The sequence below is a fragment of the Pseudalkalibacillus berkeleyi genome (assembly GCF_021608225.1).
Classification (GTDB): Bacteria; Bacillota; Bacilli; order Bacillales; family Fictibacillaceae; genus Pseudalkalibacillus; species Pseudalkalibacillus berkeleyi.
The window spans coordinates 1,638,233-1,664,689 of sequence record NZ_JAKIJS010000001.1 but is presented as its reverse complement, the minus strand read 5'-3'; the positions used below and the strand labels follow the sequence as shown (position 1 = coordinate 1,664,689).

The window sequence follows — 26,457 nt, the reverse complement described above, 5'->3', positions numbered from 1 at the left end:
ATATTAAATATAAAGAAAATTCGACATGGAACACTAAAATACGAGGTGTCAAACCTTAAATTGGGTCGAAAAATAGAGTAAATTGAAGCTAGAAAAAGAATTGGATATTTTTTGATAAAAAAATTGAAAATTAAAAGGAATTGTAAAAACTTTGTGGAATTGATACATATGAGTTAGAAAAGACGTGAGGAGGAACATCAAATTGCAAAATATTAAAGTGTGTTTAGCTGATGATAACAGAGAGCTTGTTGGCCTATTGGATGAGTATATTTCCAGTCAAGATGATATGGATGTTGTTGGTGTTGCGTACAATGGTAAGGAATGTCTAGAGTTACTAGAAGAGGAAACACCTGATGTCCTAGTATTGGATATAATCATGCCGCATTTGGATGGGTTGGCTGTTCTTGAGAATATGCATGAACTGAATTTGAGTTCAAAGCCGAATGTGATTATGTTGACTGCATTTGGTCAAGAGGATGTTACGTCGAAGGCAGTTGAATTAGGGGCTTCATATTTTATTCTTAAACCATTTGATATGGAGAATTTAACGAATCAGATTCGTCAGATTAGCGGTACGAAGAAGTCATTCATCAAAAATTCTTCTCATCATTCATCTTCACGATCGTTCACTAAAGAATTCAAACCGAAGAATTTGGACGCAAGTATTACGAGTATCATTCATGAAATTGGGGTACCTGCACATATTAAAGGCTATATGTACTTACGCGAAGCCATTACGATGGTATACAATGATATAGAATTATTAGGATCAATTACAAAAGTGCTTTACCCAGATATCGCTAAGAAATTTAATACGACAGCATCCCGTGTAGAAAGAGCAATTCGTCATGCGATTGAAGTAGCTTGGAGTAGAGGGAATATCGATTCAATCTCAAACCTCTTTGGGTATACGGTTAGCATGTCGAAAGCAAAGCCGACAAACTCTGAATTTATTGCGATGGTTGCTGATAAACTCAGAATCGAACATAAAGCTGGCTGAAAGGTCCATCAATAATATTAATTAAAAGGCATCACCTTTTGTAAAGCTGGGCAAAAGGTGATGCTTTTTATTTTTACAAAGGAAAAAAAGTGGCTGTCTGATAAGTCCTTAAAATCAAACAGGATTAAGAAGAATGGAAAATGCCACCTTCATCAAACATTGTTGTTGATTTCAACGAATTCACGACACTCCTCGAAAATGAAATTCGTATTTTCTTCGTGCGATGTAAAGCTGCCGAAGCTTTCCTTGTCCTGCGGGAATAGCGAGCCAGGCGATACCCGCAGCAAACATAAACTACTGGTATCTGCTGTGAGTGAGGAGGCTCGCGGTTCGCCCGCGGAAAGGGAGTGAATTTCTAAGAAATCAATATCGTTATTTAACAATGGGGCTGTCCAAAAGGTCAGTATACACTGATTTTCTGGACAGCCCCTTTTTGGTTCGTTTATCGTGCGTTCTGATAAGCTGTATTCAAATTTCTAATTCGTTTTACAATTTCGGAATTCTTATTAATATTATCATTTACTAACGTAGAAACCATTGAAACATAATAACTGTTCATTGCTTGATGCTTAGAAAACACATCTTCGTTCTGCTCGGCGTAAGTGTGAAAATTCTCTTCGAAAAAAGCTACGCTAAATTGTTCCATCAAGAGTTCCCTCCCTTTTTACGAAACCTTGGTTGCACATTATTTCGTTTTCGATCGCGGTAGAAAATGAAACCGCCTACGAAACCAAATCCAATAAGGAATAAGAGGATGCCGGCAATTAATTCCACTACAAAGTTAGGGAATAACGGATGGACAACTCCAAAAAGAGCATCTCTAATTAATTTTATGCCTAATACTCCACCCATTCCGGGAATTACTAATATTAGTAGTGCTATTATTCTTATCATCTTTACCATCCTTTTCTTCGGTTCTCATTGTACCTATAATCGAATCTTCTGTCCATAAGTTTGCGAACTTCGTCGACTAAAGGTAAAATAATAAGTGTGAAAAATATTGCATGGTAAAAAATAGGGTGTAAAAAAATGAAAAATGTAATCATAATTGGTGCCGACAAGGTAGGTACTGCACTTGTAAAAATGATAGAAAAGTCAAATGCGCTTAAATTAGTAGCGGTCATCGATCCCGATGAAAATGCGCCAGCTATTACAATTGCGCGTGATAAAGGGATTAGAACGGCGTCTAGCTGGAAGACAATTATTGATACGCCAATAGATGTCGTTATTGAAACGACCGGAGTTGAAGAAACATTCAATTCTTTGAAAGAAATTAAGAACAGGCAATGGGTGATCATACCGTCATCGGTTGCTGTCTTGATTTCAGGGTTAATGGAAGAGCAAGAAAGCCTTATCCAACAACTATCTAGTCAATCTAGACAGCAAGATTTAGTCTTAAGCTCTTCTCATGATGGAATGGTTGCGATCGATCAGCAGCGACGGATTACAATTATGAACAAAAGTGCACGAATTATGACGGGGCTACAAGATTACCCTGTTATAGGAGAAGAAATCACAACGCTCATTCCAAACTCTGAACTTCCTAAAGTATTGGATCATGGAAAAACAGAAATCAACAAAGAACAAGTTCTTGATAATGGTAGGAAGATTATTACAACAAGGACTCCGATGATTGATGATACTGGAAATACTATTGGTGCATTTGCGGTTTTCAAGGATATTACTGAAGTTGTGGAAATGGCTGAAGAAGTAACGAGCTTGAAAAGTGTACAAACAATGCTTGAAGCGATTATTCATTCATCCGAAGAAGCGATATCTGTCGTTGATGAAGAAGGAAAAGGTCTAATCGTTAATCCAGCTTATACTAGACTGACTGGATTGAGGTCTGAGGACATATACGGTAAGCCTGCTACTACAGATATATCTGAGGGAGAAAGTATGCACATGCGGGTTTTGCGTACTCGAAAACCTGTTAGAGGCGTACGGTTGAAGGTTGGACCTAGTCGACGTGATGTTGTAGTAAATGTTGCCCCAGTCATTGTTGATGGCAAGTTAAAAGGCAGTGTTGGAGTCATTCATGACATGTCTGAGATTCAATCCTTAACTGCAGAACTTCAAAGAGCTCGCCAAATCATCCGTACGTTGGAGGCGAAATACTCCTTCTCTGATATTATTGGTCAATCGAAAGAAATGCAATTTGCCATTGATCAGGCTAAGTTAGGGGCAACCACCCCTGCTACCGTACTATTGCGAGGCGAGTCTGGAACAGGGAAAGAACTATTTGCTCACGCGATACATAACAGTAGCAAGTTAAAATACAACAAGTTTGTTAGAGTAAACTGTGCCGCAATATCAGAGTCTTTACTTGAAAGTGAATTGTTTGGTTATGAAGAAGGGGCTTTTTCTGGAGCGAAGAAAGGTGGTAAGCGAGGCCTTTTTGAAGAAGCGAACGGTGGAAGCATCTTTTTAGATGAAATTGGAGAATTATCTAGTGACACACAAGCCAAGCTATTAAGGGTGCTTCAAGAGAATGAAATTATTCGTGTTGGTGGAACGAAAGCTATTTCAATCAATGTCAGAGTCATTGCAGCTACTAACGTAAACCTTGAGAAAAGAATAATTGATGGCTCCTTCAGGGAAGATTTATACTATCGTATTAATCGACTTCCAATTTTCATCCCGCCACTAAGAGAGAGGAAGGAAGATCTAGGACGCTTATGTCATCACCTCATACAGAAGCTTAACCAAGATTACGGGCGAAATATCGAAGGCATTACTGAAAAGGCGATTAAATTTTTTGAAACGTATGACTGGCCTGGCAATGTCCGAGAGCTCGAAAATATTCTGGGACGTGCGATTATTCACCTTTCCTTTCATGAATCTTGGATCGATGTCCAATCGATCCCGTCGTTAGCCTCCAATCATCAACAACAGGGTTTTGAGGTGAAGGCGGCGACAACGCAAGGGTCTCTCCAAGATCAGGTCGAGCGATTCGAGAAAGGGTTAATTGAAGATACATTAACGCGATGTAATGGAAACAAAACGAAAACAGCTAAAGAACTTAAATTATCATTACGCAATCTATATTATAAAATAGATAAGTACGGTATTGAATGATGTTGCATGCAAGATATTTCATAGTATGATAATTTTTGCACACGTCGATTTAGATGAAACGTGATTATGGCAACGATTCAAAAGTTGGCATGAAACTTGCAATATTATTGTAGTGGATACAGATTAATGAAAAGGGGTTGAATTCCAGATCATGCAATTAGAACAAATCATCCAAGAAGCAACCCAATTACCTAACAAAACAGTTGCAGTTGCAGCCGCAGAAGATCACGAGGTCATCCATGCAGTCAAGATGGCAATCGACAAAGGGCTCGCCTCCTTCTTGTTGTTTGGTGAAAAGGATAAGATACAAACCTTGCTTCATGAACAAAATCTAGACAGTTCTGAACAACTTAAGGTTGTCCACTGTAACTCGTCATCAGAGTCAGCCGCTAAAGCTGTACAGGCAGTAAGTAGTGGTGAAGCAGATGTCCTTATGAAAGGAATGGTTTCTACATCAACGATCCTGAAAGCAGTATTAAATAAAGAATACGGGTTAAGAACGGGTAAAGTTCTTTCTCACGTAGCTGCTTTTGAAGTATCAGGGTTTGATCGTTTGATTTTCGTGACAGATGCAGCAATGAATATTGCACCTGATTTGAAACAAAAGGCTGACATTATTCAAAATGCAGTAGATGTAGCAACGAAGTTAGGTGTTAACCTTCCTAAAGTTGCTCCGATTGCAGCTGTTGAAGTTGTCAATCCAGCGATGGAAGCTACACTCGATGCGGCGGCATTGAGTCAAATGAATAGTAGAGGTCAAATTAAAGGCTGTGTAGTTGACGGACCACTAGCACTTGACAATGCAGTTTCGATGGAAGCGGCTTCACATAAAGGCGTCTCTGGTGATGTTGCTGGACAAGCTGATATTTTGCTCGTTCCTAATATCGAAACCGGAAACGCATTGTATAAATCATTGATATATTTTGCAAAAGCAAAAGTAGGAGCGGTGATATCGGGGGCAAAAGCGCCGATTGTGCTCACATCTAGAGCTGATACATCTGAAAGTAAACTTCACTCAATTGCACTTGCAGTAAGATCTGTCTAAGTTGATTAACTGATAAACATTTTAAAATATATAGATGAATCTCAAGGAGGAAAATTAAAATGGAAATTTTCAAGTATATGGAGACTTACGATTACGAACAGCTGGTGATTTGCCAGGACAAGCAATCAGGACTTAAAGCAATCATTTGTATTCACGATACGACATTAGGGCCTGCACTTGGTGGAACTAGAATGTGGACGTACGAAAACGAAGATGCAGCAATTGAAGATGCACTTCGTCTAGCGAAAGGTATGACGTACAAGAATGCTGCAGCTGGATTGAACCTTGGTGGAGGGAAGACCGTTATTATCGGTGATCCACGAAAAGACAAGAATGAAGAAATGTTCCGTGCGTTCGGTCGCTACATTCAAGGGTTGAATGGCCGTTACATAACTGCAGAGGATGTAGGTACGACTGTTGCAGACATGGATCTAATCCGTCAAGAAACTGAATTTGTAACTGGCGTTTCTCCTGCATTCGGTTCTTCAGGAAACCCATCACCAGTAACAGCATACGGCGTATACCGTGGTATGAAAGCTGCAGCTAAGGAAGCTTTCGGTACGGATTCTCTTGAAGGTAAAGTCATCGCTGTCCAAGGTGTTGGTAACGTTGCTTACAACATGTGTAAGCACCTACACGAAGAAGGTGCACAATTGATCGTTACCGATATCAACAAAGAGGCTGTACAACGCGCTGTCGAAGAATTCGGAGCAAAAGCTGTAGACACTGAGGAAATCTACTCTGTTGATTGTGACATCTATGCACCATGTGCACTTGGAGCGACAATCAATGACGAAACAATCCCTCAATTGAAAGCTAAAGTAATTGCTGGAGCGGCTAACAACCAACTTAAAGACGTGAAGCACGGAGACATCATTCACGAAATGGGTATTGTGTACGCACCGGATTATGTAATTAATGCAGGTGGCGTCATCAATGTAGCTGATGAATTAAATGGATACAACCATGACCGTGCTATGAAGAAAGTCGAATTGATTTATGACAACATCGCTCGCGTATGTGAAATCTCTAAACGAGATAGCATCCCAACATACGTAGCAGCTGACCGTTTAGCTGAAGAACGAATTGAGCGTAACAAAAACTCTCGAAGCCAGTTCTTGTTAAACGATCGACACATCCTTTCTGATAGAATCGGTCAATAATTCATTCTATAAAATAAACAAGCTTCTATGCTTCATCTTTAAAATTCCTTAACAAGGGGGAGCATAGAAGTACTATAAAAAATTAATATCTTACTGTCATCAATGGAGGGTTCCGTTTTGCAACAAAGAGAATATCGTTTACTCGTAATTAATCCTGGGTCTACATCAACAAAGATCGGAATATTTGATGATGAACGTTCTGTGTTTGAAAAGACGATTAGACATGACATTGAAAAAATCAATACTTTTGAACATATCATCGATCAATATGAATTTCGTAAAAATGTGATCCTAGAAACGCTTGACCATGAAGGAATCAATGTTTCTAAATTAAGTGCCGTCGTAGGACGTGGGGGTCTCCTTCGTCCTATTGAAGGTGGAACGTATAATGTAAATGACATCATGCTAGAGGACCTTCGTAAAGGTTACTCTGGTGAACATGCTTCTAACTTAGGCGGGATCATTGCATTTGAAATCGCACAAGGTTTGAACATCCCATCTTACATTGTCGATCCTGTTGTGGTAGATGAACTTGCGCCATTAGCACGTGTATCTGGAGTGCCTGAAATGGAACGCAAAAGTATATTCCATGCACTTAACCAAAAGGCGGTTGCACGTAGAGTCGCTAAGCAATTAGGACGCCCTTATGAAGATCTTCGCTTAATTGTTACTCATATGGGTGGCGGAATAACAGTAGGTGTTCATGAGCAAGGGAAAGTTATTGATGTAAACAATGGATTACATGGAGAAGGTCCTTTTTCTCCTGAACGTGCTGGTACCGTACCTGTCGGAGACTTAGTTTCCATGTGTTTCTCAGGTGAATATTATGCAGACGAAATTATGAAGAAACTAGTCGGTAACGCTGGATTTGTTGGCTACTTAGGCACGAATGATGCAGTAGAAGTAGAAAAGCGCATTGAAGAAGGCGATGAAAAAGCAAAGCTCGTCTATGATGCGATGGCTTACCAAGTAGCTAAAGAGATTGGTGCAGCAAGTGCTGTACTAAACGGCAAAGTCGATGCGATTGTTTTGACAGGCGGACTTGCTTACGGAAAAGACTTCATTAACCAGATTACAGAACGTATTGCATGGATCAGCGATGTAATCGTACAACCTGGGGAAAATGAATTGCAAGCTCTTGCAGAAGGTGGATTGCGTGTACTTCGGGGTGAGGAAGATGCCAAGGAATACCCGAACCAACCAGTTAAACAAAGCATTTAACGAAAGGGGAATGAATCATGGCTGAGAATTATGACCTCGTCATCCTCGGTGGAGGAACTGGCGGTTATGTAGCAGCAATCCGAGCATCACAACTTGGATTAACTGTAGCGATTGTTGAAAAAGGAAAACTAGGTGGGACATGCCTTCATAAAGGTTGTATCCCAAGTAAAGCATTACTACGTAGTGCTGAAGTATTTGCAACTGCAAAGAAAGGTGAAGAATTTGGTGTCATTGCAAAGGACGTTGCATTGAACTTTGAGAAAGTACAACAACGTAAGCAAGCGATCATCGATCAACTTCACGGCGGTGTGAAACACTTAATGAACAAAGGTAAAATTGATGTTTACGAAGGACACGGTCGTATTTTAGGACCTTCAATCTTTTCTCCAATGCCTGGTGCAATATCAGTTGAGTACAATAATGGAGAGGAAAATGTCATTCTTGTACCGAAAAATCTACTCGTATCTACAGGCTCTCGTCCTAGAACATTACCAGGTTTAGATATTGATGGTGACCTAGTTATGACATCTGACGAAGCGTTAGATCTAGAAGAATTGCCTTCATCGATTATCATCGTTGGTGGTGGTGTTATCGGTATCGAATGGGCATCCATGTTCATTGACTTCGGATTAGAAGTAACCGTTCTTGAGTATGCAGATCGTATCGTTCCGACAGAAGATAAAGAAGTTTCTAAGGAAGCGACGCGCATTCTGAAGAAAAAAGGCGTGAAAATTGTTACCGGTGCAAAAGTACTTCCTGAAACACTTGAAAAAGGTGAAGGAGTTACGATTAAAGCAGAACATAAAGGAGAAGAGAAATCCTTCTCTGCTGAAAAACTGCTTGTTTCTGTTGGGCGTCAACCGAATGTTGAAGACATTGGCCTACAAAACACTGAAATTCAAGTTGAAAAAGGTGCAATTCAAACGAACGAATTTTACCAAACGAAAGACAATCATATCTATGCAATTGGTGATGTAATCGGTGGTTTGCAATTAGCACATGTTGCTTCTCATGAAGGAATTGTCGCTGTTGAACATATGGCAAATGAAAATCCACATCCACTTGACTATACGATGATCTCTAAATGTATCTATTCTAGCCCAGAGATGGCAAGTGTAGGTTTGACAGAAGATGAAGCGAAAGAGCAAGGATACGATGTGAAGATTGGTAAGTTCTCTTTCAAAGGTATTGGAAAAGCACTCGTTTACGGTCAATCAGATGGCTTTGTAAAGCTGATTGCTGACAAAGAAACAAACGATATTCTCGGTGTTCATATGATCGGACCTCACGTAACAGACATGATTTCTGAAGCAGGTCTTGCGAAAGTCCTTGATGCTACACCGTGGGAAGTTGCACATTCTGTACATCCTCACCCAACCTTATCTGAGGTTATTGGTGAAGCAGCATTAGCTGTAGATGGCAAAGCAATTCATAACTAATTGAAGATCTTAAGGAGGGTAATGTGATGGCTGAAAATCGTCATGAAAGACTAGGTTTATCTGATGAGCAAGTTTTGAACATGTATGAAACGATGTTAATGGCAAGAAAGATTGATGAGAGAATGTGGCTCTTGAACCGTGCGGGTAAGATTCCTTTCGTTATCTCTTGTCAAGGTCAAGAAGCTGCACAAGTCGGTGCGGCTATGGCACTCGAAAAGGGGAAGGATTACGTCCTGCCTTACTATCGTGATATGGGAGTTGTCCTATGGTTCGGTATGACTGCACGTGACCTGATGCTTTCTGGATTCGCGAAAGCAGAAGATCCAAACTCAGGTGGTCGCCAAATGCCAGGACACTTTGGGCAAAAGAAGAACAATATCGTTACAGGTTCTTCTCCAGTAACGACTCAAGTTGGACATGCAGTAGGTATTGCTTTAGCAGGTAAGATGGAAGGTAAAGACCTTGTTACATTCACTACATTTGGTGAAGGTTCTTCAAACCAAGGTGATTTCCATGAATCAGCTAACTTTGCTGGAGTACATAAGCTTCCAGTTATCTTCATGTGTGAAAACAATAAATACGCGATTTCTGTACCTGTATCTAAACAGCTTGCATGTGAAAAGGTATCTGACCGTGCAATCGGTTACGGTATGCCAGGTGTAACTGTAGATGGAAACGATCCATTAGCTGTATATGAAGCGGTAAAAGAAGCGGCTGATCGTGGGCGTCGCGGTGAAGGTCCGACACTAGTTGAGACAGTATCTTACCGATTGACTCCTCACTCAAGTGATGATGACGATCGTGCGTACCGTGAGCGTGAAGAAGTGGAAGAAGCGAAACAAAAGGATGCGCTTATAACATTCAAGAAGTATCTTGAAGATTTAGGACTCTTGACTGAAGAAAAAGTAAAAGAAATCACTGATCGCATTGACCAAGAAGTTGATGAAGCAACAGACTACGCTGAAAATGCTGCGTACGCTGAAGCTGAAAGTGCGCTCAAATACGTTTACGCGGAATAGGGGGACGAAAATATGCCAGTAATTTCATATATAGATGCTGTGAAACAAGCTTTACGTGAAGAAATGGAACGAGATAATAAAGTATTTGTTCTTGGAGAAGACGTTGGGGTACGCGGAGGCGTATTCCGTGCAACAGACGGTCTTTACGACCAATTCGGAGAGGACCGTGTCATTGATACACCTCTAGCTGAGTCCGCAATTGCAGGAGTAGGGATTGGTGCAGCAATGTACGGTATGCGCCCTGTAGCTGAGATGCAATTTGCAGATTTCATCATGCCTGCTGTTAACCAAATTGTTTCTGAAGCAGCTAAGATTCGCTATCGTTCAAACAATGACTGGTCTTGCCCAATTACAATCCGTGCACCTTACGGCGGTGGCGTTCACGGCGCATTGTATCACTCACAATCCGTTGAAGCTCTATTTGCAAACGTACCAGGTCTTAAGATTGTAATGCCTTCTACTCCATATGACGTGAAAGGTTTATTGAAAGCGGCAATCCGAGATGAAGATCCAGTACTTTTCTTTGAACATAAGCGTGCTTACCGTTTAATTAAAGGTGAAGTACCTGAAGATGATTACACACTTCCAATCGGGAAAGCAGACGTTAAACGTGAAGGTGAGGACATTACGGTCATCACTTACGGATTGGCAGTTCACTTTGCGCTTCAAGCTGCTGAGAAGCTTGAAAAAGACGGCTATTCTGCTCACGTACTTGACTTACGTACGGTTTATCCACTTGATAAAGAGGCTATTATAGAAGCAGCTAAGAAAACAGGTAAAGTTCTATTAGTTACAGAGGACAACAAAGAAGGAAGTATCATAAGTGAAGTTTCAGCGATCATTGGTGAGCATTGCCTATTTGACCTTGATGCACCAATTCAACGTCTTGCAGGACCTGATGTACCATCAATGCCATATGCACCAACAATGGAAAAGCACTTTATGATCAACCCTGATAAAGTCGAAAAAGCAATGCGTGATCTAGCAGAATTTTAATCTCCAAGGAGGGAAACGAAATGGCAACAGAAAAAATTACGATGCCCCAGCTTGGTGAGAGTGTAACTGAAGGTACGATTAGTAAGTGGCTCATCCAAGTTGGCGATCAAGTAAAAAAGTATGACCCAATCGCAGAGGTTATGACAGACAAAGTAAACGCAGAAATTCCTTCTTCATATACTGGGACAATTAAAGAACTTGTTGCTGGTGAAGGAGATACACTTGAAGTCGGTGAACTCGTTTGTTACATCGAAACAGAAGGTGGAGCAGGAGCGGAAGCGAAAGAAGATGCTCCAACTGAAGTGGATCCTGTAGAAGATTCCTCAGCATCTGAAAAATCTACTGAAGCACCTAAGAAAGAAAAGCCTAAACAACCGAAGAACGGTAAAGTACGCTACTCTCCAGCAGTACTTACACTCGCTCAAGAGCATGACATAGATCTTCAGCAAGTAGAAGGATCTGGACGGGAAGGCCGTATTACTCGTAAAGATCTTCAGAAGATCATCGAGTCTGGTAACATTCCGAAAGCAGGTGATCAACCGAAGGCGGATGCAGCTCCAGCAGCAGAGAAAGCTGATGCACCTAAGGCAGAAGCACCTGCAGCAGCAGCGGCACCATCTAAACCTGCTTCTAAGCCGATGAACATTCCTGTTGAACCAGGCGATGTTGAAATCCCTGTAAGTGGAGTACGCCGCGCAATTGCAGACAACATGGTCCGCAGTAAGCACGAAGCTCCTCACGCATGGATGATGATGGAAGTAGACGTGACCAATCTTGTGGAATATCGAAACGGTGTGAAAGGCGACTTCAAGAAGAAAGAAGGATACAACATTACATTCCTTCCATTCTTTATCAAAGCAGTCGTTGAAGCATTGAAAGAATTCCCTATGATCAACTCAATGTGGGCTGGCGATAAGATCGTTCAGAAGAAAGACATCAATATCTCGATTGCAGTTGCTACGGAAGATTCTCTATATGTTCCGGTTATCAAAAATGCTGACGAGAAGAGCTTGAAAGGTATTGCGAAAGACGTGAATGACCTTGCAGGTAAGGTCCGAAGCGGTAAACTTTCTGGTGAAGACATGAAAGGCGGAACGTTCACAGTGAATAACACTGGTTCATTCGGTTCAATTCAATCAACACCAATCATCAATTACCCTCAAGCTGCGATCCTTTCCGTAGAATCGATCGTTAAACGTCCAGTCGTAATGGACAACGGCATGATTGCTGTCCGTGACATGGTGAACCTATGTATGTCACTCGACCACCGTGTCTTAGACGGATTAGTATGCGGACGATTCCTAACTCGCGTGAAGGAAATCGTTGAGAACACTTCTAAAGAAAATACTTCAATTTACTAAAATGAATCATGGAAAGCGTGTATCAGTCTCGACTGGTACACGTTTTTTTATTTGATTAAGGCGGGAAATTCAATTATCGTGCAAAAAACCAAATTATCGTGCATATAATTCGATTATCGTGCAATTATCAAAATTATCGTGCATATATTGGGTTTTTGACCTCCTGATGTACTCCTATGATGAATAGATTAACGGGTAACAAAAAGGAAAGCGGTATTTTATGTAGAATGTTGGTTAGTGGTAGGATTTGATGTGCAATTAGGGGGGAGATTATTTGGATATTAAGAAAATGCTTCTCATTGTTGACGTCCAAGATGCATTTTTTGACCAGAAGTGGGGAGAGCGCAACAATTTGAATGCAGAAAATAACATCAAGACAGTGTTGGACGTATGGCGGCAAAACCGTTGGGAAGTCATTCATGTTCAACACAAGTCGGATCATCCAAGCTCAGTTTTTTATGAAAATGGTGAAGGTTTTGCGATTAAAGAGATCGTTGCTCCACTTGATAACGAAAAAATAATAACAAAAACAGTCATTAGTGCGTTTATCGGAACCGATCTCAATGACTATTTGAAAAATATCGGTACAAGCCATGTCGTAGTTACTGGATTAACGACGCCACACTGTGTTTCAACAACAACAAGAATGAGCGGAAATTTAGGGTATGATACATATTTACTTTCAGATGCTACAGCAGCATTTGAACTGAACGACCATAATGGAAACAAGGTGGATGCAGAAACTGTACATCACATTTCACTTGCAACTCTACACGATGAATTCGCAACCGTATTGACCACGAAGCAATATTTAGAGAATTTTACGCAATAAAGGGGATCAAAGTATGTTAGGTTACTATAGCCGATTATCTGCGGAAGTTTATGATTTGGATAAGCCCATAGGACATTCATTTGGAGATATTGAGTATTATATCGATCGTCTATCAACCGTAAAAGGTCCAATATTGGAGCCGGCAACTGGTACCGGGCGTTTACTCATACCGTTGCTCGAAAAGGGTATGAACGTAGATGGATTCGATCTTTCAGAAGACATGCTAGAAATCTGCCGAATGAATTGTAAAGAAAGAGGATTGCACCCGAATTTATTTAATGGAAAAATGGAGTCCTTTTCGCGTGATGTAAAGTACGATGCGATTATCGTGCCTACGGGAACATTTTTGCTCTTGCATGATAGGGAACAATCAATTGCTGCGCTTACGAATTTTCATCAACACTTGTCAAACGGCGGAAAGTTGATTGTTGATATCTTTTTACAACAAAATATTTCAATAGGCACAAGCTCAACAAGAACATGGAATTTGGACAACGGTGATGTTATCACTTTAGAAGATAAAACGGTTGAAGTAGACTACATCAATCAATATAAAATTTCTCACAACCGTTACGAAAAATGGAGAAATGGATCGCTGGTTCAAACTGAACTAGAGCGTTTTCCATTACGATGGTATGGAGTAGATGAGTTTAAAATGATTTTAGAATCGATTGGCTTTAATAATATCGTTATTTCATCGGGATACGAATATGGAAAATATCCTGATACACTTGATGAAATCATTACTTTTGAGGCAACTGCATACCATTTGTAAATGTTAAAAAGACTCCCTATGATTTGATAATCGGGGAGTCTCTTTTTTAGATCGTTATTTTATTCGCTCAAAATTCGGGAACAATTGACCTGCTTCTGCTAATGATGAAAGTTCCTTCATATCAGCTACCTCCATCATCTCTTCCCATAGCTTCATAACCGAATCATTGCTATGTGCACGATCCTTAGCTTCAACAGACTTCCAATCAAACAGCTCTAAATATGTACCATTTTCACTACGAAGAAGTAGCGGCTGAAAATCAGTAATAAGTCCTTCCGTTTTCAATAACGGAGTATGCTTTTCTATGATAGCGAGTAATTGTTCCTCTTTACCTGCTTTAGGCTTGTACATCGCAATCGCAAAAGTCGAATTTGCCACACTCAATCCCCCTTTAATCTTGATACATTAAATATATCAAAAAACAACCAAATTATGGAGATAAGGAAGGGATTTTGTATTCATTAATTGAATCTCCAATGTAAATCAGTTTAAAAGTTGAGAAGGTGAGCTTTTTGAAATACATTGAGCTTGGGGTAGGGAATAAGTGGTTTGTTAGAACCGAAACAGAATTATCAGATGGAAGCGAATATGAAGTAAAAGGGATAGTTGGTCCTATTAAATGTCTTTCATTGTACATAAGAGTTTGGATAAGAACCTATGTAGTTATAGTCGATACAAAAGAGGGATTAAAATTTTTGAAGAAAAATCGCAAAGGATTCAAATTCATCATTGGAGTAGTAAGTCAGTAGCGCAACGACCATATAGACTAAAGGAAAATACTTGCAGGATAATTCCTGACATTGATGAATATTCAAGTATCAGAAACTTGAAGTGAGGTGATGTTCGATGACAACTAGTAAACTGGATCCGAAGGTAGATGAGTTTTTAAGTGAAACTAAAAAGTGGAAGGCAGAATTTGAGAAGCTGAGAACGATCGCTCTTGACTGTGAGTTGACCGAAGGATTTAAATGGATGCATCCATGTTATACATTTGAGAATAAAAATATCGTGTTAATACATGGTTTTAAGGAATATTGTGCGGTACTGTTTCACAAAGGTGCCTTGTTAAAAGATACTCTTGGGATTTTAGTTCAACAAACGGAGAATGTCCAATCTGCTCGTCAGATTCGATTCACAAATGTAGACGAAATACTTGAAAAGGAATCTATTTTGAAAGACTATATTTTCGAAGCGATTGAAGTGGAAAAAGCGGGTTTAGAGGTAAAAAGAAAAAATGAATTTTCAATTCCAGAAGAACTTGAAATGAAATTCGATGAAATGCCAGATTTTCAAGCTGCATTTGAAGCATTGACGCCTGGACGACAAAGAGCTTACATTCTTTATTTTTCTAAAGCTAAACAAGCTAAAACCCGAGAGTCGAGGATCGAAAAATATAAGCAACGTATTCTCAATGGAAAAGGATTAAATGATTGCACATGTGGACTTTCGAAAAAGCAGCCCAATTGTGACGGCTCACACAAGTACATTCAATAAAGACTTAATCTTCCAAAGAAAAAAATGCACAATTAAGAGCGTGTCTTTAACTAAAACACGCCCATTTTAAAGATCGTGAAGAGGCCTATTTTAGTAGGTCTCTTTTTTAATCATATATCGAAACATGAATGGAGCGAATAGAGAGAAAAATAGAATGCCTAACGCTCCCCACCAAACGATCGATTTGAAAACATCCTCAGGTACGATAAATGTATACGCTAAATAAAGTAGGAACAAAATCCCTTGGAGTACCTTCAATGTTTTTGCGTCTGCTTCATTTTTTTGGGCAACAATTCTCTCATCTGTTTCAGATATAATCGCATTCGGAGATTTCTGTATTTTCATAAGTTTGAGGAATGAAGCCAATGCCACACTAAAGGGAATAAGGGATAAAGCTAAGAAAGCTTTGTTGTCTGTGAAGGGAGTACCGGTTAATTCTAAAATAATCCAAGTAACAAATAGAGCAAAGCTAACAAGCAGCGAAACAATAATGGTTAATTTAGTTTCTTTAACTAACTTTTCCACACTCATTCCTCCCAGAATAAATCATTTAATGTTTTATTTAGAGCTTTACTTATTGCAATACATAATTTAAGACTAGGGTTGTAGTTTCCTGCTTCAATTAAATGAATGGTTTGCCTTGTGACTCCAACAATCACTGCCAATTGTTCTTGGGATAAGTCGGCTTCAAGTCGGGCGATCTTCATCTTTTTGTTTTTCAAAAAAAATCCATCTCCTTCCATACTTACTTTATGATATATATTACAAAATGTCAATTATAATTTACATAATTCTATTTTATGGATGTTTATGAATAAAAATTGATTGAGTTAACCCAAATATTTTGAAATAATTGGTATTAGAGGAATGATGTTGGGGATACGGAATTCAACTTTTTTAGATAAATGCTCGTTTTTCTATATAATCTTGTGAATTTGTAGATAACGACCTAAATTAGGCAAAAGTGAACTAAATCAGATGATATTTAGGTCCAAACAACAGTTCACACACGAAAAAAGAGAGAAATCTATTCGCTTTTTATGGAAATCAACCATAATTTATCTGTTTTTTATGTTCATTTTCACGAAACTATCTCACAGGAAGACTTAAAGACTATCGAATTGTTCTAGAAAGGAATAGTAAAGCTATGAAAGAGATCGTTTTTGTTACCACTAATACAGGAAAGATTGCGTCAGCTCAAATGGATTTGAATGATATTCAAGTAATACCTATTGCAGCAGACTTAATTGAACCCCGAAAGTGACGATATCAAAGAAATTGCAAAACAAAAGGTGTTACAAGCGTATGCAATTGTAAAACGTCCATGTATTGCCCTAGACTCTGGATTCTTCATATCTGAATTGAACGGATTTCCAAGAGCATACGTAAATCATATGTTGGAAACCATCGGTATCGATGGTGTACTGAAATTATTGATCAATGTGGAGAATAGGTTTAGTGAATTTAGATCGTGTTTAGCATTCTATGATGGTGAAATAATGAAGTTCTTTGAAAGTAGTTCTCCTGGTATGATATCGGACGAAATGAGAGGAACAGAAAATGATAAGAAATGGTCAGACTTATGGTACATATTTATCCCAAAGAATTATGATAAAACATTAGCTGAATTCAACGATAAAGACTTTACTGAATATCGCGACCAAAAAGAAGATTCATGTATGATTAAATTTGGAGAATGGTACAACAGTCTTTATTAAGTTTAAAAACTGTGAAGAGATTAGTTTGGGGGACCCATATGTCGAAAGAAAATTTTAAGCATTTTAATTTTGTAGGTTTTTCACTAATCGTATGTGGATTCGTATTTCTATTTTTTAGTGTTGATTTCGGAACATCTATTGCTGAATTTTGGTTAATCAGTAAAGGTGGAGCGGATACAGCGCTTTACCACATTGTTATACAAAGCTATATTAATAGTTTCTTAATCAGCGGGACGATATTTCTTGTAGCTGGAATTATGATGGTTACATTATGTTATTACCAGCTGCATACTAAAGGCTTAAACAAGTGATGGAATTGAAAGAAGGTCCTTATCCAGGTAGCGATAACAAAACTTACTGACAATGAAATTAAACAAGGTACAAATGGAGGTAACATGAGTGATCTGCAATCTATAATTAAAAAGATGTGTGAAAATGCCCAACTTGGAGAGTTGAATGAGGCACCTAAAAAGATTCTGGGCGGATTGTTACACCAAATGTATGCTGTTGATACAGCTAAAGGGAAATATGCAGTTAAAATATTAAATCCTCAAATCATGCGTAGACCAACTGCATTGAAAAATTATATCCATTCAGAACAAATTGCAGAAATTGCGTCTACTCGCATACCTGCTCTACCAGCTAAAAAGCTTAATGGTACGTTCGTACAAGAATTAGACAATCATTGTTACCTCGTTTTCGATTGGATAGAAGGAAATTGTCTAAAGCCAAATGAAATTAGCAAGGATCATTGTGAGAAGATCGGAGAGATTGTTGCAGATATTCATCAAACAGATTTTTCAGAGTTAGGCATTAAACAAGAGAGAATATTAGAAAATGAACACCTAACCGACTGGAATATTTACTTGCAAAAAGGACGCGAAAATCACGCGGATTGGTTTACCTTACTAAAAGAAAACAGCGATCGGCTCTTTGAATGGAATGCCATGGCGATTGAGGCAGCCAAATTGCTATCATCAAAAATGGTTATAAGTCATAGAGATTTAGATTCGAAAAATGTGATTTGGAACCATGGTGCCCCCGTCCTCATTGATTGGGAGTCAGCTGGTTATATAAATCCGATGCATGATTTAATGGAGACAGCCATGTATTGGACTAAAAGTGGTAATGGAAACATCGATAAAGCAAAATTCTTTGTATTTATAAATGGATATAAGAAAAGGTTCGGAATGTTAAATGCAAATTGGAATGTAGTATTGGCTATGGGTTTTCTAAGCAAATTAGGCTGGCTTGAATATAATTTGAAACGATCCTTATGGATTGAATGTACTAATGAATCTGAACAAAAGGTAGGTAGTAGTCAAGTAATTGAGACACTAGATGACTTGAACAGATATGCGGAAACAATTCCTAAAATAAAACAATGGTTAAAATAACATTCTGTTTGTGAACAGTTCTTCAATGACATATCCTCAATGATTTCGTAATGAAATCACTAGTAAATTTTTAATTAGTGTGATAGACTTTTTAAAGTCAGGAATTGACCGGATTTCAAAAATGGTCAGTCGGTGTTATAGGAGGTGTTTTCGTGGCAATTGATCGTAGAAAGCAGATTTTGGAAGCTGCGACGAATTCGTTTTCCCTTTTCGGTTATAAAGCTACAACGATGGATCAAGTGGCGAAATTAGCGAATGTAGGAAAAGGGACGATTTACACGTTTTTTAAAAACAAGGAAGAATTATTTGACGAGATTGTAAGCTCATTATTGAATGAAATGAAGCGTGAAGCAGAAGAGGTGCTTGATCCTCAAGCCTCTTTTTCAGAAAATGTTCATCATGCATTATTTCGTTTGTTGGAATTCCGAAAAGAGCATCAACTGACCATTAAGCTTCATCAAGAAGCAGTGGAAATAGGTACACCTGCAGTATCCGATGTGGTCAACCGGATGGAAAAAGAGGTCGTTGATTTCGTTAGTCAACAAATTGAAAAGGCGATCCAATCTGAAGCTATTAAGCCATGTGATCCTGAAATGACGGCTTTTGTAATGATGAAGTTGTATGTCTCTCTTATCTTTGATTGGGAAAGAAATCATACCCCACTCAATAAAGATGAAATCGCCAATTTGTTTGAACAATATTTAATTAGTGGATTATCCAGAAGGTAAAGTTTCTGGAGAAATAATGACTAATTTTTGATAGTCATTTATTTTTTGGACTAAAGTGACCAAATGAATAATATGGTCATACATTCATAAAGCAGGAGGTAAACATGAAAAAATCAATTGTTCGTTCAGAATTTAAAGCCATTTTTCGTAATAAAAAGTTGTTAATTCCAATCATAGCTGTGCTCTTTATCCCAGTTTTATATGCGGGTATGTTTCTATGGTCGTTTTGGGATCCATATGAACAACTGTCGGATCTGCCAGTTGCGGTAGTCAACAGTGACGATGGAGCAGAGTTTGACGGAAAGGACCTCCATATCGGAGATGACCTTGTAGACAAACTAAAGGATAGCTCAGAATTCGAATTTCATTTCGTTGATAAAGAGGAAGGGTATAAGAACCTTGAGAAGCAAGAGTACTACATGCTGGTTGAGATTCCAGAAGATTTTTCGGAAAATGGAACAACTTTGTTAGAGGATCGGCCACAAAAGCTTTCGCTTAAATATGTACCAAATGAAAGCTTTAACTTCCTATCTGCTCAAATCGGTGATACGGCGATGAAAGAGATTAAGGCGAGTCTTTCTAAATCGGTATCTCAAACTTATGCAGAAACGATGTTTGAGAAGATTCAAGTTATGGGAGATGGATTCCAAACAGCTAGCGACAAAGCTGGTGAAATCAATAATGGCGCGATTGACCTGTCCCAAGGGGCGGATAAATTAAAGGATAATTTAGCTGTATTAGCTGAAAAAAATGTTGAGCTGACAGGTGGCGTAGCTCAAGTACAATCAGGTGCTACTGATTTGGCTAAGGGCTCAAAGGAATTATCTGATGGTGTCGGCGTTATGACAGGGAAAACGCAACGACTATATAAAGGTACAAAGGATGTCCAGGCAGGGATTGACTCCCTTGCAGCAGGAATTGACCAAAGTAAGTCAGGTCTTGAACAAGTTGATACGGGCCTAACCAGTGCTATTGAAAATACATCTGAATTACATGCTGGCTCTAAACAACTTGCAGAAAAGATCGGTGCTCTCAAAGGGGGAGCGGAAAGCGCAAAATCAGGTGCTCAAACAATAGGGTCTGGTGCAGCAGAACTTGAAAATGAATTAGCTCCTCTGATGGAGAGTCTTCCTGAAGAAAAGCAGAAACAAATTCAATCCGCTATTAATCAGATCAAGAATGGAGCAACTGGTCTTGAAAAAGGTACGGATGCACTCAGTACGGGTGCTTCAGAACTCCAAGGTGGGGCGAATAAGCTTGCTGGAAGTATCGGTGCGCTAAATGATGGTCAAAAGCAACTCCAAGGTGGTGTTGATCAACTGGTAGATGGTTCAATCCAACTTGATCAAGGCTCTGAACAACTTCAAGCAGGCCAAAATGAAATTGTGAAAAACGTTGCCTTGTTAAACGGTAAGCTAAATGAAGTGTATGAGGGAACCGTTAGCGTTGCTTCAGGTGCAAGTGAGTTAAATGCAGGTATTAACAAAGTATATGATGGTTCGACCCAGTTAACCGATGGATCTAAGAAGCTAGCAGAAGGATCACAAGAACTGGCTGAGGGTTCAACGAAACTTTCCAATGGGACAACTGAATACGAATCTAAACTTAAGAGTGCTGCTGAAGAAGCGAACAGTGTTAAAGCGAATGATGACACATATGATATGATGGCCGCGCCAGTCGATGTGAAAAATGAGAAAATCAACCATGTTCCAAACTATGGTACTGGTTTTGCGCCTTACTTTTTATCACTCGGATTATTCGTCGGGGCACTATTAATTTCAATTGTCTTTCCACTTAAAGATCCAGCTAGTCGTCCGTCAAGTGGACTAAGTTGGTTCTTAGGTAAATTCGCAGTTCTTACAACAGTAGGGATTATTCAATCATTAATTGCTGTAGGAATTTTATTGTTTGGATTAGGTCTTGAAGTAGAAAGTGTTCCATTATTTATCCTGACGACTATTGTCACAAGTCTTACATTCCTGGCATTAATTCAAATGCTCGTAACATTAATGGGGGATCCGGGACGATTCGTTGCCATTATTATTTTAATTTTACAACTGACAACAAGTGCTGGGACATTCCCATTAGAATTAATCCCGACAGTCTTGCAGCCAATTTCTGCAATGCTTCCAATGACTTATTCCGTTTCCGCATTTAAAGCGGTCATCTCAAGTGGAGACTTTGATTTTATGTGGCAAAATGTACTGATCCTATTGGGGTATCTCATCGTATTTATCGCAATGACCTCAGTCTTTTTGGTCGGGCTATTTAAGAAACAATATATAAAGACAGTTGAAGCATAATAATTGAACGGCAGGTGTGAAAGCACTTGTCGTTTTTTTTGATGAAATATATATTGAGAATCCACCATAAATTTGAAATAATTGGTATTAGGAGAGTTGTTTATTTGTTTAAAACCATAAGAGATGAGGAGGTCATGTGTATTGAAAAGACTTTTAACTATGTTAGGTATAGTCATCGTCTTTATAGGTGGATGCTCGGATGTTCTGGAATCCGAAAAAGTTGCAACACATCCTTTATTTTCAGATGACAAGTCTAAGTATTCTCTTTTGGTCGTTGATGACACAGGGAAGTATGAGACATTCGCCTGGCATGAGTGGACAGATGAAAATAAAATTAGAAGCATAGGTACTATACACGGCAGAAAATCATTAACAGATATTAATAATCAATATAAATTTCTAGAGTTAGAAAAAACGCCAGCCTTTGTAGTCTTCACGACAAAAGAAATCGTACTAACAACATATAGTGAGGAAGAGCTAATCGCGTTTTTGAAAAGCAATAAACCATAATGGGACATGGTGAGGTAGGTAGGATATTAGAAATGAATTGTTTAGGTTGTCATTTAGCAAATCAAAACGCACCCGTTTACGTCGTATATGAAGACGAATTTGTCTGTTGTTTTTTAGATCACAATCCGTTTAACGAAGGTCATATACTGATCTTATCTAAAAATCATTATTGTTACTTTGATGAGCTTGATGATCATTCAGCATTTTCTATAGTAAAAGCGGCCAAAATTATTTCAAGCGCTATAAGGAATTTGTATGAGCCTGACGGAATAACGATCTGTCAAAACGGTGGGCAATTCGATGAGCTTACGCATTTTCATATGCACATTGTTCCGAGGTACGAAGGTCAAAATTTCGCAGACTTTTATATAGAAGACGAAAGTGAATGTACATTAGTTGATGAAACTAAATTAACGGATGCACAAAGAAAAATGAAACAAGAGATTTATAAGGTAACATCGATAAGAGGGTGTAATACTAGGTGAATCAAATTTCTGTAAGTAAAATCAACGGTGAGGCTTGGAATCAGTCAGCCTACCAAGCTTGGGTAAAACGCCATGGTAATCCAAGTGAATATGCAAAAGTTTTAATTGCAGATCGTGAAAGGTCTGTCGCTCATTACTTAAAGTATATGGGCGAGGTTAAGGGTAAAAGAATTGCTAATTTACTAGGATCAAAAGGAAATAAAGCAGTATCCTTCGCTTTGTTAGATGCTGACGTTACTGTTGTAGATATTTCTCATGAAAATAGAAAATACGCAATGGAATTAGCTCAGGCCGCTGACGTTTGCATTGACTATATTGTTTCGGACGTATTGAACATTCCTAAAGAGAAACGACTATTAGATTTTGATTATGTCATTTTAGAACTCGGTGTACTACATTATTTTGTGGACTTAAAGCCTTTATTTAAAGTGATTTACGAATCTCTAAGGCCTGGGGGGAAATTGATTTTAAGAGATTTTCATCCAATTGTTTCGAAACTACTTTCAGTTTCGGATCGGCAAATGATCGCTAATGGGGATTACTTTGATACGAGCCTTGTAGAAGTGAATGTAGCTTATGGTGAATTATTAGAAAAGAATGAACAGCACAGTTTAAAGAAAAATAAAATACGACGATGGACATTAGGAGAAGTTGTGACATCCATGGTTGAAGCTGAATTAACAATTCGCTCTCTTGAAGAAGAAGCTAATATCAGATGGGCTTTTCCAAAAGATTCACCAGAAAAAATAGAAGAAAGATTACCAGGATTATTCACGGTTCTTGCAACTAAAGATTAGATGAAGAAATAATTAATAAAGTTGGAGATATTATGTCAATTGTGTCTTTAGAAGGAGCTAGTGCGGTAGGAAAAACAACAACTTCCAATGAAGTTGCAAAACAAATAAATGCATATGTTGTGCCAGAGGTTAATCAGTTATTTGAACGACCTATAAGAGCATCAAAAACCTGGTATTTTGAACGTCAGATCGATCGGTGGAAACTTGCACAAAAGCAGTTGAAAAGGTTCGACCATATCATTTTTGACGGTGATCTGTTCCACCCTTTTAGTTACAATTGGTGTTTTGACTTTAAGATTTTTGATCAAAACTTAGACTTAATCTATGCGTTTTTTAAAGAGGCAATCGAAGCAAAGGAAATTGAATTCCCTGATCAATATTATTTCCTACATACCAATAATCTGAATTTAAAATACAGGAAAGAGAATGATTTAACGAGGAAGCGAAGAAATTTTGAAAAACACGTAAAAATTGCCGAACAATATAAACAGTATTACGAATCTTTGAATCAATTTGAAGATGGATATGTTCAGTTAATAGAGGCAAAGACGGTTCAGGATAATGTGGATAAGATAATAAAGACTTTTCCAGCCAATACTGCACATGTCAATTCAATGGATCTATTAACAAACATTCAATCCGTGGTTTCAGAAAACCATAGAGCGTAATGGACTATATGCGACTTGAAAGGGGACCTATATGAAAAAGGCTCCTCATTGTAATAGGCGTCACAGCACTGATTTATTTCACATGGATTATGATTGAAAGAAAGTATATCCAAACCTAAAGCAGCCTCTATGTAAGGCTGCTTTCTTCATTTTAGCAAAATTCTCCGTTTTCGGTTCCCCATTTATGCATTTCATTTAATATTGGCATAAGGGTCATCCCTTTTTCAGTCATCGAATATTCGACTCTCGGTGGTATTTCATCGTATTGCTTTCTCGAAATTAAACCATCTTGCTCCATCTCTTTTAATTGTTGCGTTAAGACCTTATGGGTCACACCAGGGAGGAGCCTGCGTAATTCATTGTATCGGAATGTCCCTTCAACACCAAGATGCCAAAGAATGACTGTTTTCCATTTGCCTCCGATTTTGTTCAACGTGAACTCAATCGCACATTTCAGCTTACCGCTATCATCAACTTGAATGGTATCCTTCAAAGCTGTTCCACTCCTTACTTACCTTTAGGTTAGTTTCTCACAAAAAAGTGCATTCTTACATAAATGCATCTTACTGATTTATAATAACCATTGTCAAAAGAAAAACAGGAGGGAATTAATCATGCATCCATATCCAAGAACTTTTTCGCATATTGGACTATCCGTACCAGACGTTGAAGCTGCAGTTAAATTCTACACGGAAGTCTTTGGGTGGTATGTCATTATGGAACCATCTGAGGTCTATAACGATGATACGCCGGTCGGACAAATGTGCCGAGACGTATTCGGGAATGATTGGGAAAAATTCCGAATTGCCCACTTAGCGACTGGAGATAAAATCGGTGTGGAGCTATTCGAGTTTCCACATAATGAGAATCCAGAAAACAACTTCGAATACTGGAAAACTGGATTGTTCCATTTCTGTATCCAGGACCCTGATATTGAAGGTATGGTTGAGAAAATCAAAGAATACGGCGGTAAACAGCGTATGCCGATTCGTGAATACTATCCAGGAGAAAAGCCATATAAGATGGTGTATGTTGAAGATCCATTTGGCAATATATTTGAAATATATACGCATAGTTATGAGCTAACTTATTCTCAAGGGGCTTATTAAAGAGAAAGGACCACAATTTTTGTGGTCCTTTTCTTATAGAATTAAAATAAAATGTGTGTTTTCCGCTTGAAAATCGGAACGATTACGATATAATAGAGAATGCTCTAAAGACAAATAGTAATGGTTACGATATGAAAGGGGAACATCCCGTTGAGATTATTATTAATGATATTGACGCTCTCGGTGGTGATAGCGGGTTGTGGATCAGATGGTTCAGGCTCATCCGAACAACGAGAATCTCAATTAAAGATTTATACATCGATTTATCCGCTACAATATTTTGCAAATCGGATTGGTGGGGAACATGTCCATGCTGAATCTATCATACCGCCAGGAGCAGATGGTCACACGTATGAACCAACTACAAAAGAATTGATCGACATAGCTGAATCTGACCTGTTGATCTATAATGGTGCAGGTTTTGAAGGGTTTATTGACAAAGCGAAGCAATCTCTTGGTAAACAGGGTGTTGTTTTCTTGAATGCTTCAAAAGATATTCATAGTGAAGCAGAGTCACACGAAAATGAAAGTGAAGATGAACATAGTGAACACGAGCATGGTGATGTAGATCCACACTTCTGGTTGGATCCTATTCAGTCTATTCAAATGTCAGAAACGATAAAAAAAGAAATGATTAAACAACATCCTGAATTGGAAGATGAGTTCGAGGCTAATTTCGAATCATTGAAGAAAGATCTTAACGAACTAGATCAACAGTTCGAAAATGTTGTGAAGAATGCGAAAAGAAAAGAGTTTATCGTTGCGCATAGTGCTTATGGCAAATGGGAAGAAAGATATGGCATTAAGCAGATTTCAATTTCCGGTTTATCTCCTTCACATGAACCTTCTCAAAAACAAGCCCAAGCGATTATCGATTACGCGCGAACGAATGATGTGCCTTACATCATTTTTGAAAAGAATTTCACCTCCGAAATTGCTGAGATGATTAAGAATGAGGTAAATGCGGAGAAATTGTATTTAAGTAATCTTGAATCTTTAACGCTAGAACAACTTGAAAACGAGGAAGATTACCTAAGTATTATGAGGGAAAACATTCGAACGATGAAAAAAGCATTAAATTAAATAAAAAAATTATGGAAAATAGTTTTAAAATTTTACAATGGGGTATATAACAACTAGAACACCTCTATACCCCCTAACCCCTTTCTAAAGCGAGCCAAGTGCTTGCTTTTTTTTTTGCTATTTTTTAAGGAACATATTTTGACATGTCAGAGGTCAGTATCCCTTTTGTTGCTCCTTTTCAATCTCAATATTTGCGAAGCGGGGTCCATTAAGAATAAAATAGAACTTAAGAGGGA

Annotated in this window: 30 protein-coding genes; 24 read left to right on the top strand and 6 right to left on the bottom strand. The window is 38.5% G+C overall.

Annotated features, from left to right (window positions below; translation table 11 throughout):
• Positions 1-202 precede the first annotated feature (202 nt).
• Positions 203-1,000 carry a sporulation transcription factor Spo0A gene (spo0A, locus tag L2716_RS08865; RefSeq protein WP_236333774.1) on the top strand — a complete coding sequence of 266 codons (798 nt, stop codon included), beginning with the start codon at positions 203-205 and terminating at the stop codon, positions 998-1,000.
• 442 nt (positions 1,001-1,442) lie between these two features.
• Here spo0A and yvfG read toward each other — a convergent pair whose 3' ends face one another.
• A complete protein-coding gene (gene yvfG / locus L2716_RS08860) occupies positions 1,443-1,646 on the bottom strand; it encodes a protein YvfG (protein ID WP_236333773.1) in 204 nt (67 codons plus the stop codon).
• The gene (locus L2716_RS08855; RefSeq protein WP_236333771.1) at positions 1,646-1,894 is read right to left on the bottom strand and encodes a DUF2627 domain-containing protein; all 249 of its coding nucleotides are present in this window, start codon (positions 1,892-1,894) and stop codon (positions 1,646-1,648) included. The genes yvfG and L2716_RS08855 overlap by 1 nt, the downstream gene beginning before the upstream one ends.
• A gap of 135 nt (positions 1,895-2,029) precedes the next feature.
• Here L2716_RS08855 and L2716_RS08850 point away from each other — a divergent pair, with 135 nt between their 5' ends.
• The 10 genes from L2716_RS08850 to L2716_RS08805 all read left to right on the top strand — a co-directional run bounded on the left by L2716_RS08850 (position 2,030) and on the right by L2716_RS08805 (position 13,929).
• Complete coding sequence (locus tag L2716_RS08850) at positions 2,030-4,078, top strand: sigma 54-interacting transcriptional regulator (RefSeq protein ID WP_236333769.1); 2,049 nt, start codon at positions 2,030-2,032, stop codon at positions 4,076-4,078.
• A gap of 151 nt (positions 4,079-4,229) precedes the next feature.
• On the top strand, positions 4,230-5,123 hold the full coding sequence (yqiS, locus tag L2716_RS08845) for a phosphate butyryltransferase (protein WP_236333767.1): 894 nt from the start codon (positions 4,230-4,232) through the stop codon (positions 5,121-5,123).
• A gap of 59 nt (positions 5,124-5,182) precedes the next feature.
• Complete coding sequence (bcd, locus tag L2716_RS08840) at positions 5,183-6,286, top strand: Leu/Phe/Val dehydrogenase (RefSeq protein ID WP_236333764.1); 1,104 nt, start codon at positions 5,183-5,185, stop codon at positions 6,284-6,286.
• A gap of 102 nt (positions 6,287-6,388) precedes the next feature.
• Positions 6,389-7,507, top strand: a complete 1,119-nt coding sequence (buk, locus tag L2716_RS08835; RefSeq protein ID WP_408005299.1) for a butyrate kinase — start codon at positions 6,389-6,391, stop codon at positions 7,505-7,507.
• A gap of 17 nt (positions 7,508-7,524) precedes the next feature.
• Positions 7,525-8,946, top strand: coding sequence for a dihydrolipoyl dehydrogenase (lpdA, locus tag L2716_RS08830; protein ID WP_236333760.1), 1,422 nt, complete (start codon positions 7,525-7,527; stop codon positions 8,944-8,946).
• 26 nt (positions 8,947-8,972) lie between these two features.
• Positions 8,973-9,965: a thiamine pyrophosphate-dependent dehydrogenase E1 component subunit alpha gene (locus tag L2716_RS08825; RefSeq protein WP_236333758.1), complete on the top strand. Its 993-nt coding sequence runs from the start codon at positions 8,973-8,975 to the stop codon at positions 9,963-9,965.
• 12 nt (positions 9,966-9,977) lie between these two features.
• Positions 9,978-10,961: an alpha-ketoacid dehydrogenase subunit beta gene (locus L2716_RS08820; RefSeq protein WP_236333756.1), complete on the top strand. Its 984-nt coding sequence runs from the start codon at positions 9,978-9,980 to the stop codon at positions 10,959-10,961.
• Positions 10,962-10,981: 20 nt separating this feature from the next.
• Positions 10,982-12,322, top strand: a complete 1,341-nt coding sequence (locus tag L2716_RS08815; RefSeq protein WP_236333754.1) for a dihydrolipoamide acetyltransferase family protein — start codon at positions 10,982-10,984, stop codon at positions 12,320-12,322.
• Between the two features lie 289 nt (positions 12,323-12,611).
• A complete protein-coding gene (locus tag L2716_RS08810; RefSeq protein ID WP_236337837.1) occupies positions 12,612-13,154 on the top strand; it encodes a cysteine hydrolase family protein in 543 nt (180 codons plus the stop codon).
• A gap of 13 nt (positions 13,155-13,167) precedes the next feature.
• Positions 13,168-13,929 carry a class I SAM-dependent methyltransferase gene (locus L2716_RS08805; RefSeq protein ID WP_236333752.1) on the top strand — a complete coding sequence of 254 codons (762 nt, stop codon included), beginning with the start codon at positions 13,168-13,170 and terminating at the stop codon, positions 13,927-13,929.
• 54 nt (positions 13,930-13,983) lie between these two features.
• Here L2716_RS08805 and L2716_RS08800 read toward each other — a convergent pair whose 3' ends face one another.
• Positions 13,984-14,307 (bottom strand): hypothetical protein, encoded by a 324-nt coding sequence (locus L2716_RS08800; protein ID WP_236333750.1) that lies wholly within the window; start codon positions 14,305-14,307, stop codon positions 13,984-13,986.
• 134 nt (positions 14,308-14,441) lie between these two features.
• Between L2716_RS08800 and L2716_RS08795 the strand changes: the two genes are divergently transcribed.
• Positions 14,442-14,678, top strand: a complete 237-nt coding sequence (locus L2716_RS08795; protein WP_236333748.1) for a DUF3977 family protein — start codon at positions 14,442-14,444, stop codon at positions 14,676-14,678.
• Between the two features lie 97 nt (positions 14,679-14,775).
• Positions 14,776-15,423: a DUF1801 domain-containing protein gene (locus tag L2716_RS08790; RefSeq protein ID WP_236333746.1), complete on the top strand. Its 648-nt coding sequence runs from the start codon at positions 14,776-14,778 to the stop codon at positions 15,421-15,423.
• Between the two features lie 90 nt (positions 15,424-15,513).
• Here L2716_RS08790 and L2716_RS08785 read toward each other — a convergent pair whose 3' ends face one another.
• Both L2716_RS08785 and L2716_RS08780 read right to left on the bottom strand, forming a co-directional pair.
• Positions 15,514-15,948 (bottom strand): hypothetical protein, encoded by a 435-nt coding sequence (locus L2716_RS08785; protein WP_236333744.1) that lies wholly within the window; start codon positions 15,946-15,948, stop codon positions 15,514-15,516.
• Positions 15,949-15,950: 2 nt separating this feature from the next.
• Entirely contained in the window at positions 15,951-16,145 is a 195-nt protein-coding gene (locus tag L2716_RS08780) for a helix-turn-helix transcriptional regulator (protein WP_236333742.1), read from the bottom strand.
• 525 nt (positions 16,146-16,670) lie between these two features.
• On the opposite strand from L2716_RS08780, the gene L2716_RS08775 reads away from it, so the two are divergent.
• From L2716_RS08775 to L2716_RS08735, 9 genes are all read left to right on the top strand, one after another.
• Positions 16,671-17,141, top strand: coding sequence for a non-canonical purine NTP pyrophosphatase (locus L2716_RS08775; RefSeq protein WP_236333741.1), 471 nt, complete (start codon positions 16,671-16,673; stop codon positions 17,139-17,141).
• Positions 17,142-17,179: 38 nt separating this feature from the next.
• Positions 17,180-17,452 (top strand): hypothetical protein, encoded by a 273-nt coding sequence (locus tag L2716_RS08770; protein ID WP_236333739.1) that lies wholly within the window; start codon positions 17,180-17,182, stop codon positions 17,450-17,452.
• An 84-nt stretch (positions 17,453-17,536) separates the two neighbouring features.
• A complete protein-coding gene (locus L2716_RS08765) occupies positions 17,537-18,538 on the top strand; it encodes a phosphotransferase (RefSeq protein WP_236333737.1) in 1,002 nt (333 codons plus the stop codon).
• A 152-nt stretch (positions 18,539-18,690) separates the two neighbouring features.
• The gene (locus L2716_RS08760; RefSeq protein ID WP_236333735.1) at positions 18,691-19,266 is read left to right on the top strand and encodes a TetR/AcrR family transcriptional regulator; all 576 of its coding nucleotides are present in this window, start codon (positions 18,691-18,693) and stop codon (positions 19,264-19,266) included.
• A gap of 104 nt (positions 19,267-19,370) precedes the next feature.
• Positions 19,371-21,569 carry a YhgE/Pip domain-containing protein gene (locus L2716_RS08755; protein WP_236333733.1) on the top strand — a complete coding sequence of 733 codons (2,199 nt, stop codon included), beginning with the start codon at positions 19,371-19,373 and terminating at the stop codon, positions 21,567-21,569.
• A 159-nt stretch (positions 21,570-21,728) separates the two neighbouring features.
• Positions 21,729-22,079 carry a hypothetical protein gene (locus tag L2716_RS08750; RefSeq protein WP_236333731.1) on the top strand — a complete coding sequence of 117 codons (351 nt, stop codon included), beginning with the start codon at positions 21,729-21,731 and terminating at the stop codon, positions 22,077-22,079.
• Positions 22,079-22,564 (top strand): HIT family protein, encoded by a 486-nt coding sequence (locus L2716_RS08745; protein WP_236333729.1) that lies wholly within the window; start codon positions 22,079-22,081, stop codon positions 22,562-22,564. The genes L2716_RS08750 and L2716_RS08745 overlap by 1 nt, the downstream gene beginning before the upstream one ends.
• Entirely contained in the window at positions 22,561-23,361 is an 801-nt protein-coding gene (locus L2716_RS08740) for a class I SAM-dependent methyltransferase (protein ID WP_236333727.1), read from the top strand. Before L2716_RS08745 ends, L2716_RS08740 begins: the two co-directional genes overlap by 4 nt.
• Positions 23,362-23,393: 32 nt before the next feature.
• Positions 23,394-24,029, top strand: a complete 636-nt coding sequence (locus L2716_RS08735) for a nucleoside/nucleotide kinase family protein (RefSeq protein ID WP_236333726.1) — start codon at positions 23,394-23,396, stop codon at positions 24,027-24,029.
• Between the two features lie 151 nt (positions 24,030-24,180).
• Here the strand turns inward: L2716_RS08735 and L2716_RS08730 are convergent, their stop codons facing one another.
• The gene (locus tag L2716_RS08730) at positions 24,181-24,522 is read right to left on the bottom strand and encodes a winged helix-turn-helix transcriptional regulator (protein ID WP_236333724.1); all 342 of its coding nucleotides are present in this window, start codon (positions 24,520-24,522) and stop codon (positions 24,181-24,183) included.
• Between the two features lie 121 nt (positions 24,523-24,643).
• Between L2716_RS08730 and L2716_RS08725 the strand changes: the two genes are divergently transcribed.
• Entirely contained in the window at positions 24,644-25,138 is a 495-nt protein-coding gene (locus L2716_RS08725) for a lactoylglutathione lyase family protein (protein WP_236333722.1), read from the top strand.
• Positions 25,139-25,288: 150 nt separating this feature from the next.
• Entirely contained in the window at positions 25,289-26,221 is a 933-nt protein-coding gene (locus L2716_RS08720; RefSeq protein WP_236333720.1) for a metal ABC transporter solute-binding protein, Zn/Mn family, read from the top strand.
• Positions 26,222-26,457 lie beyond the last annotated feature (236 nt).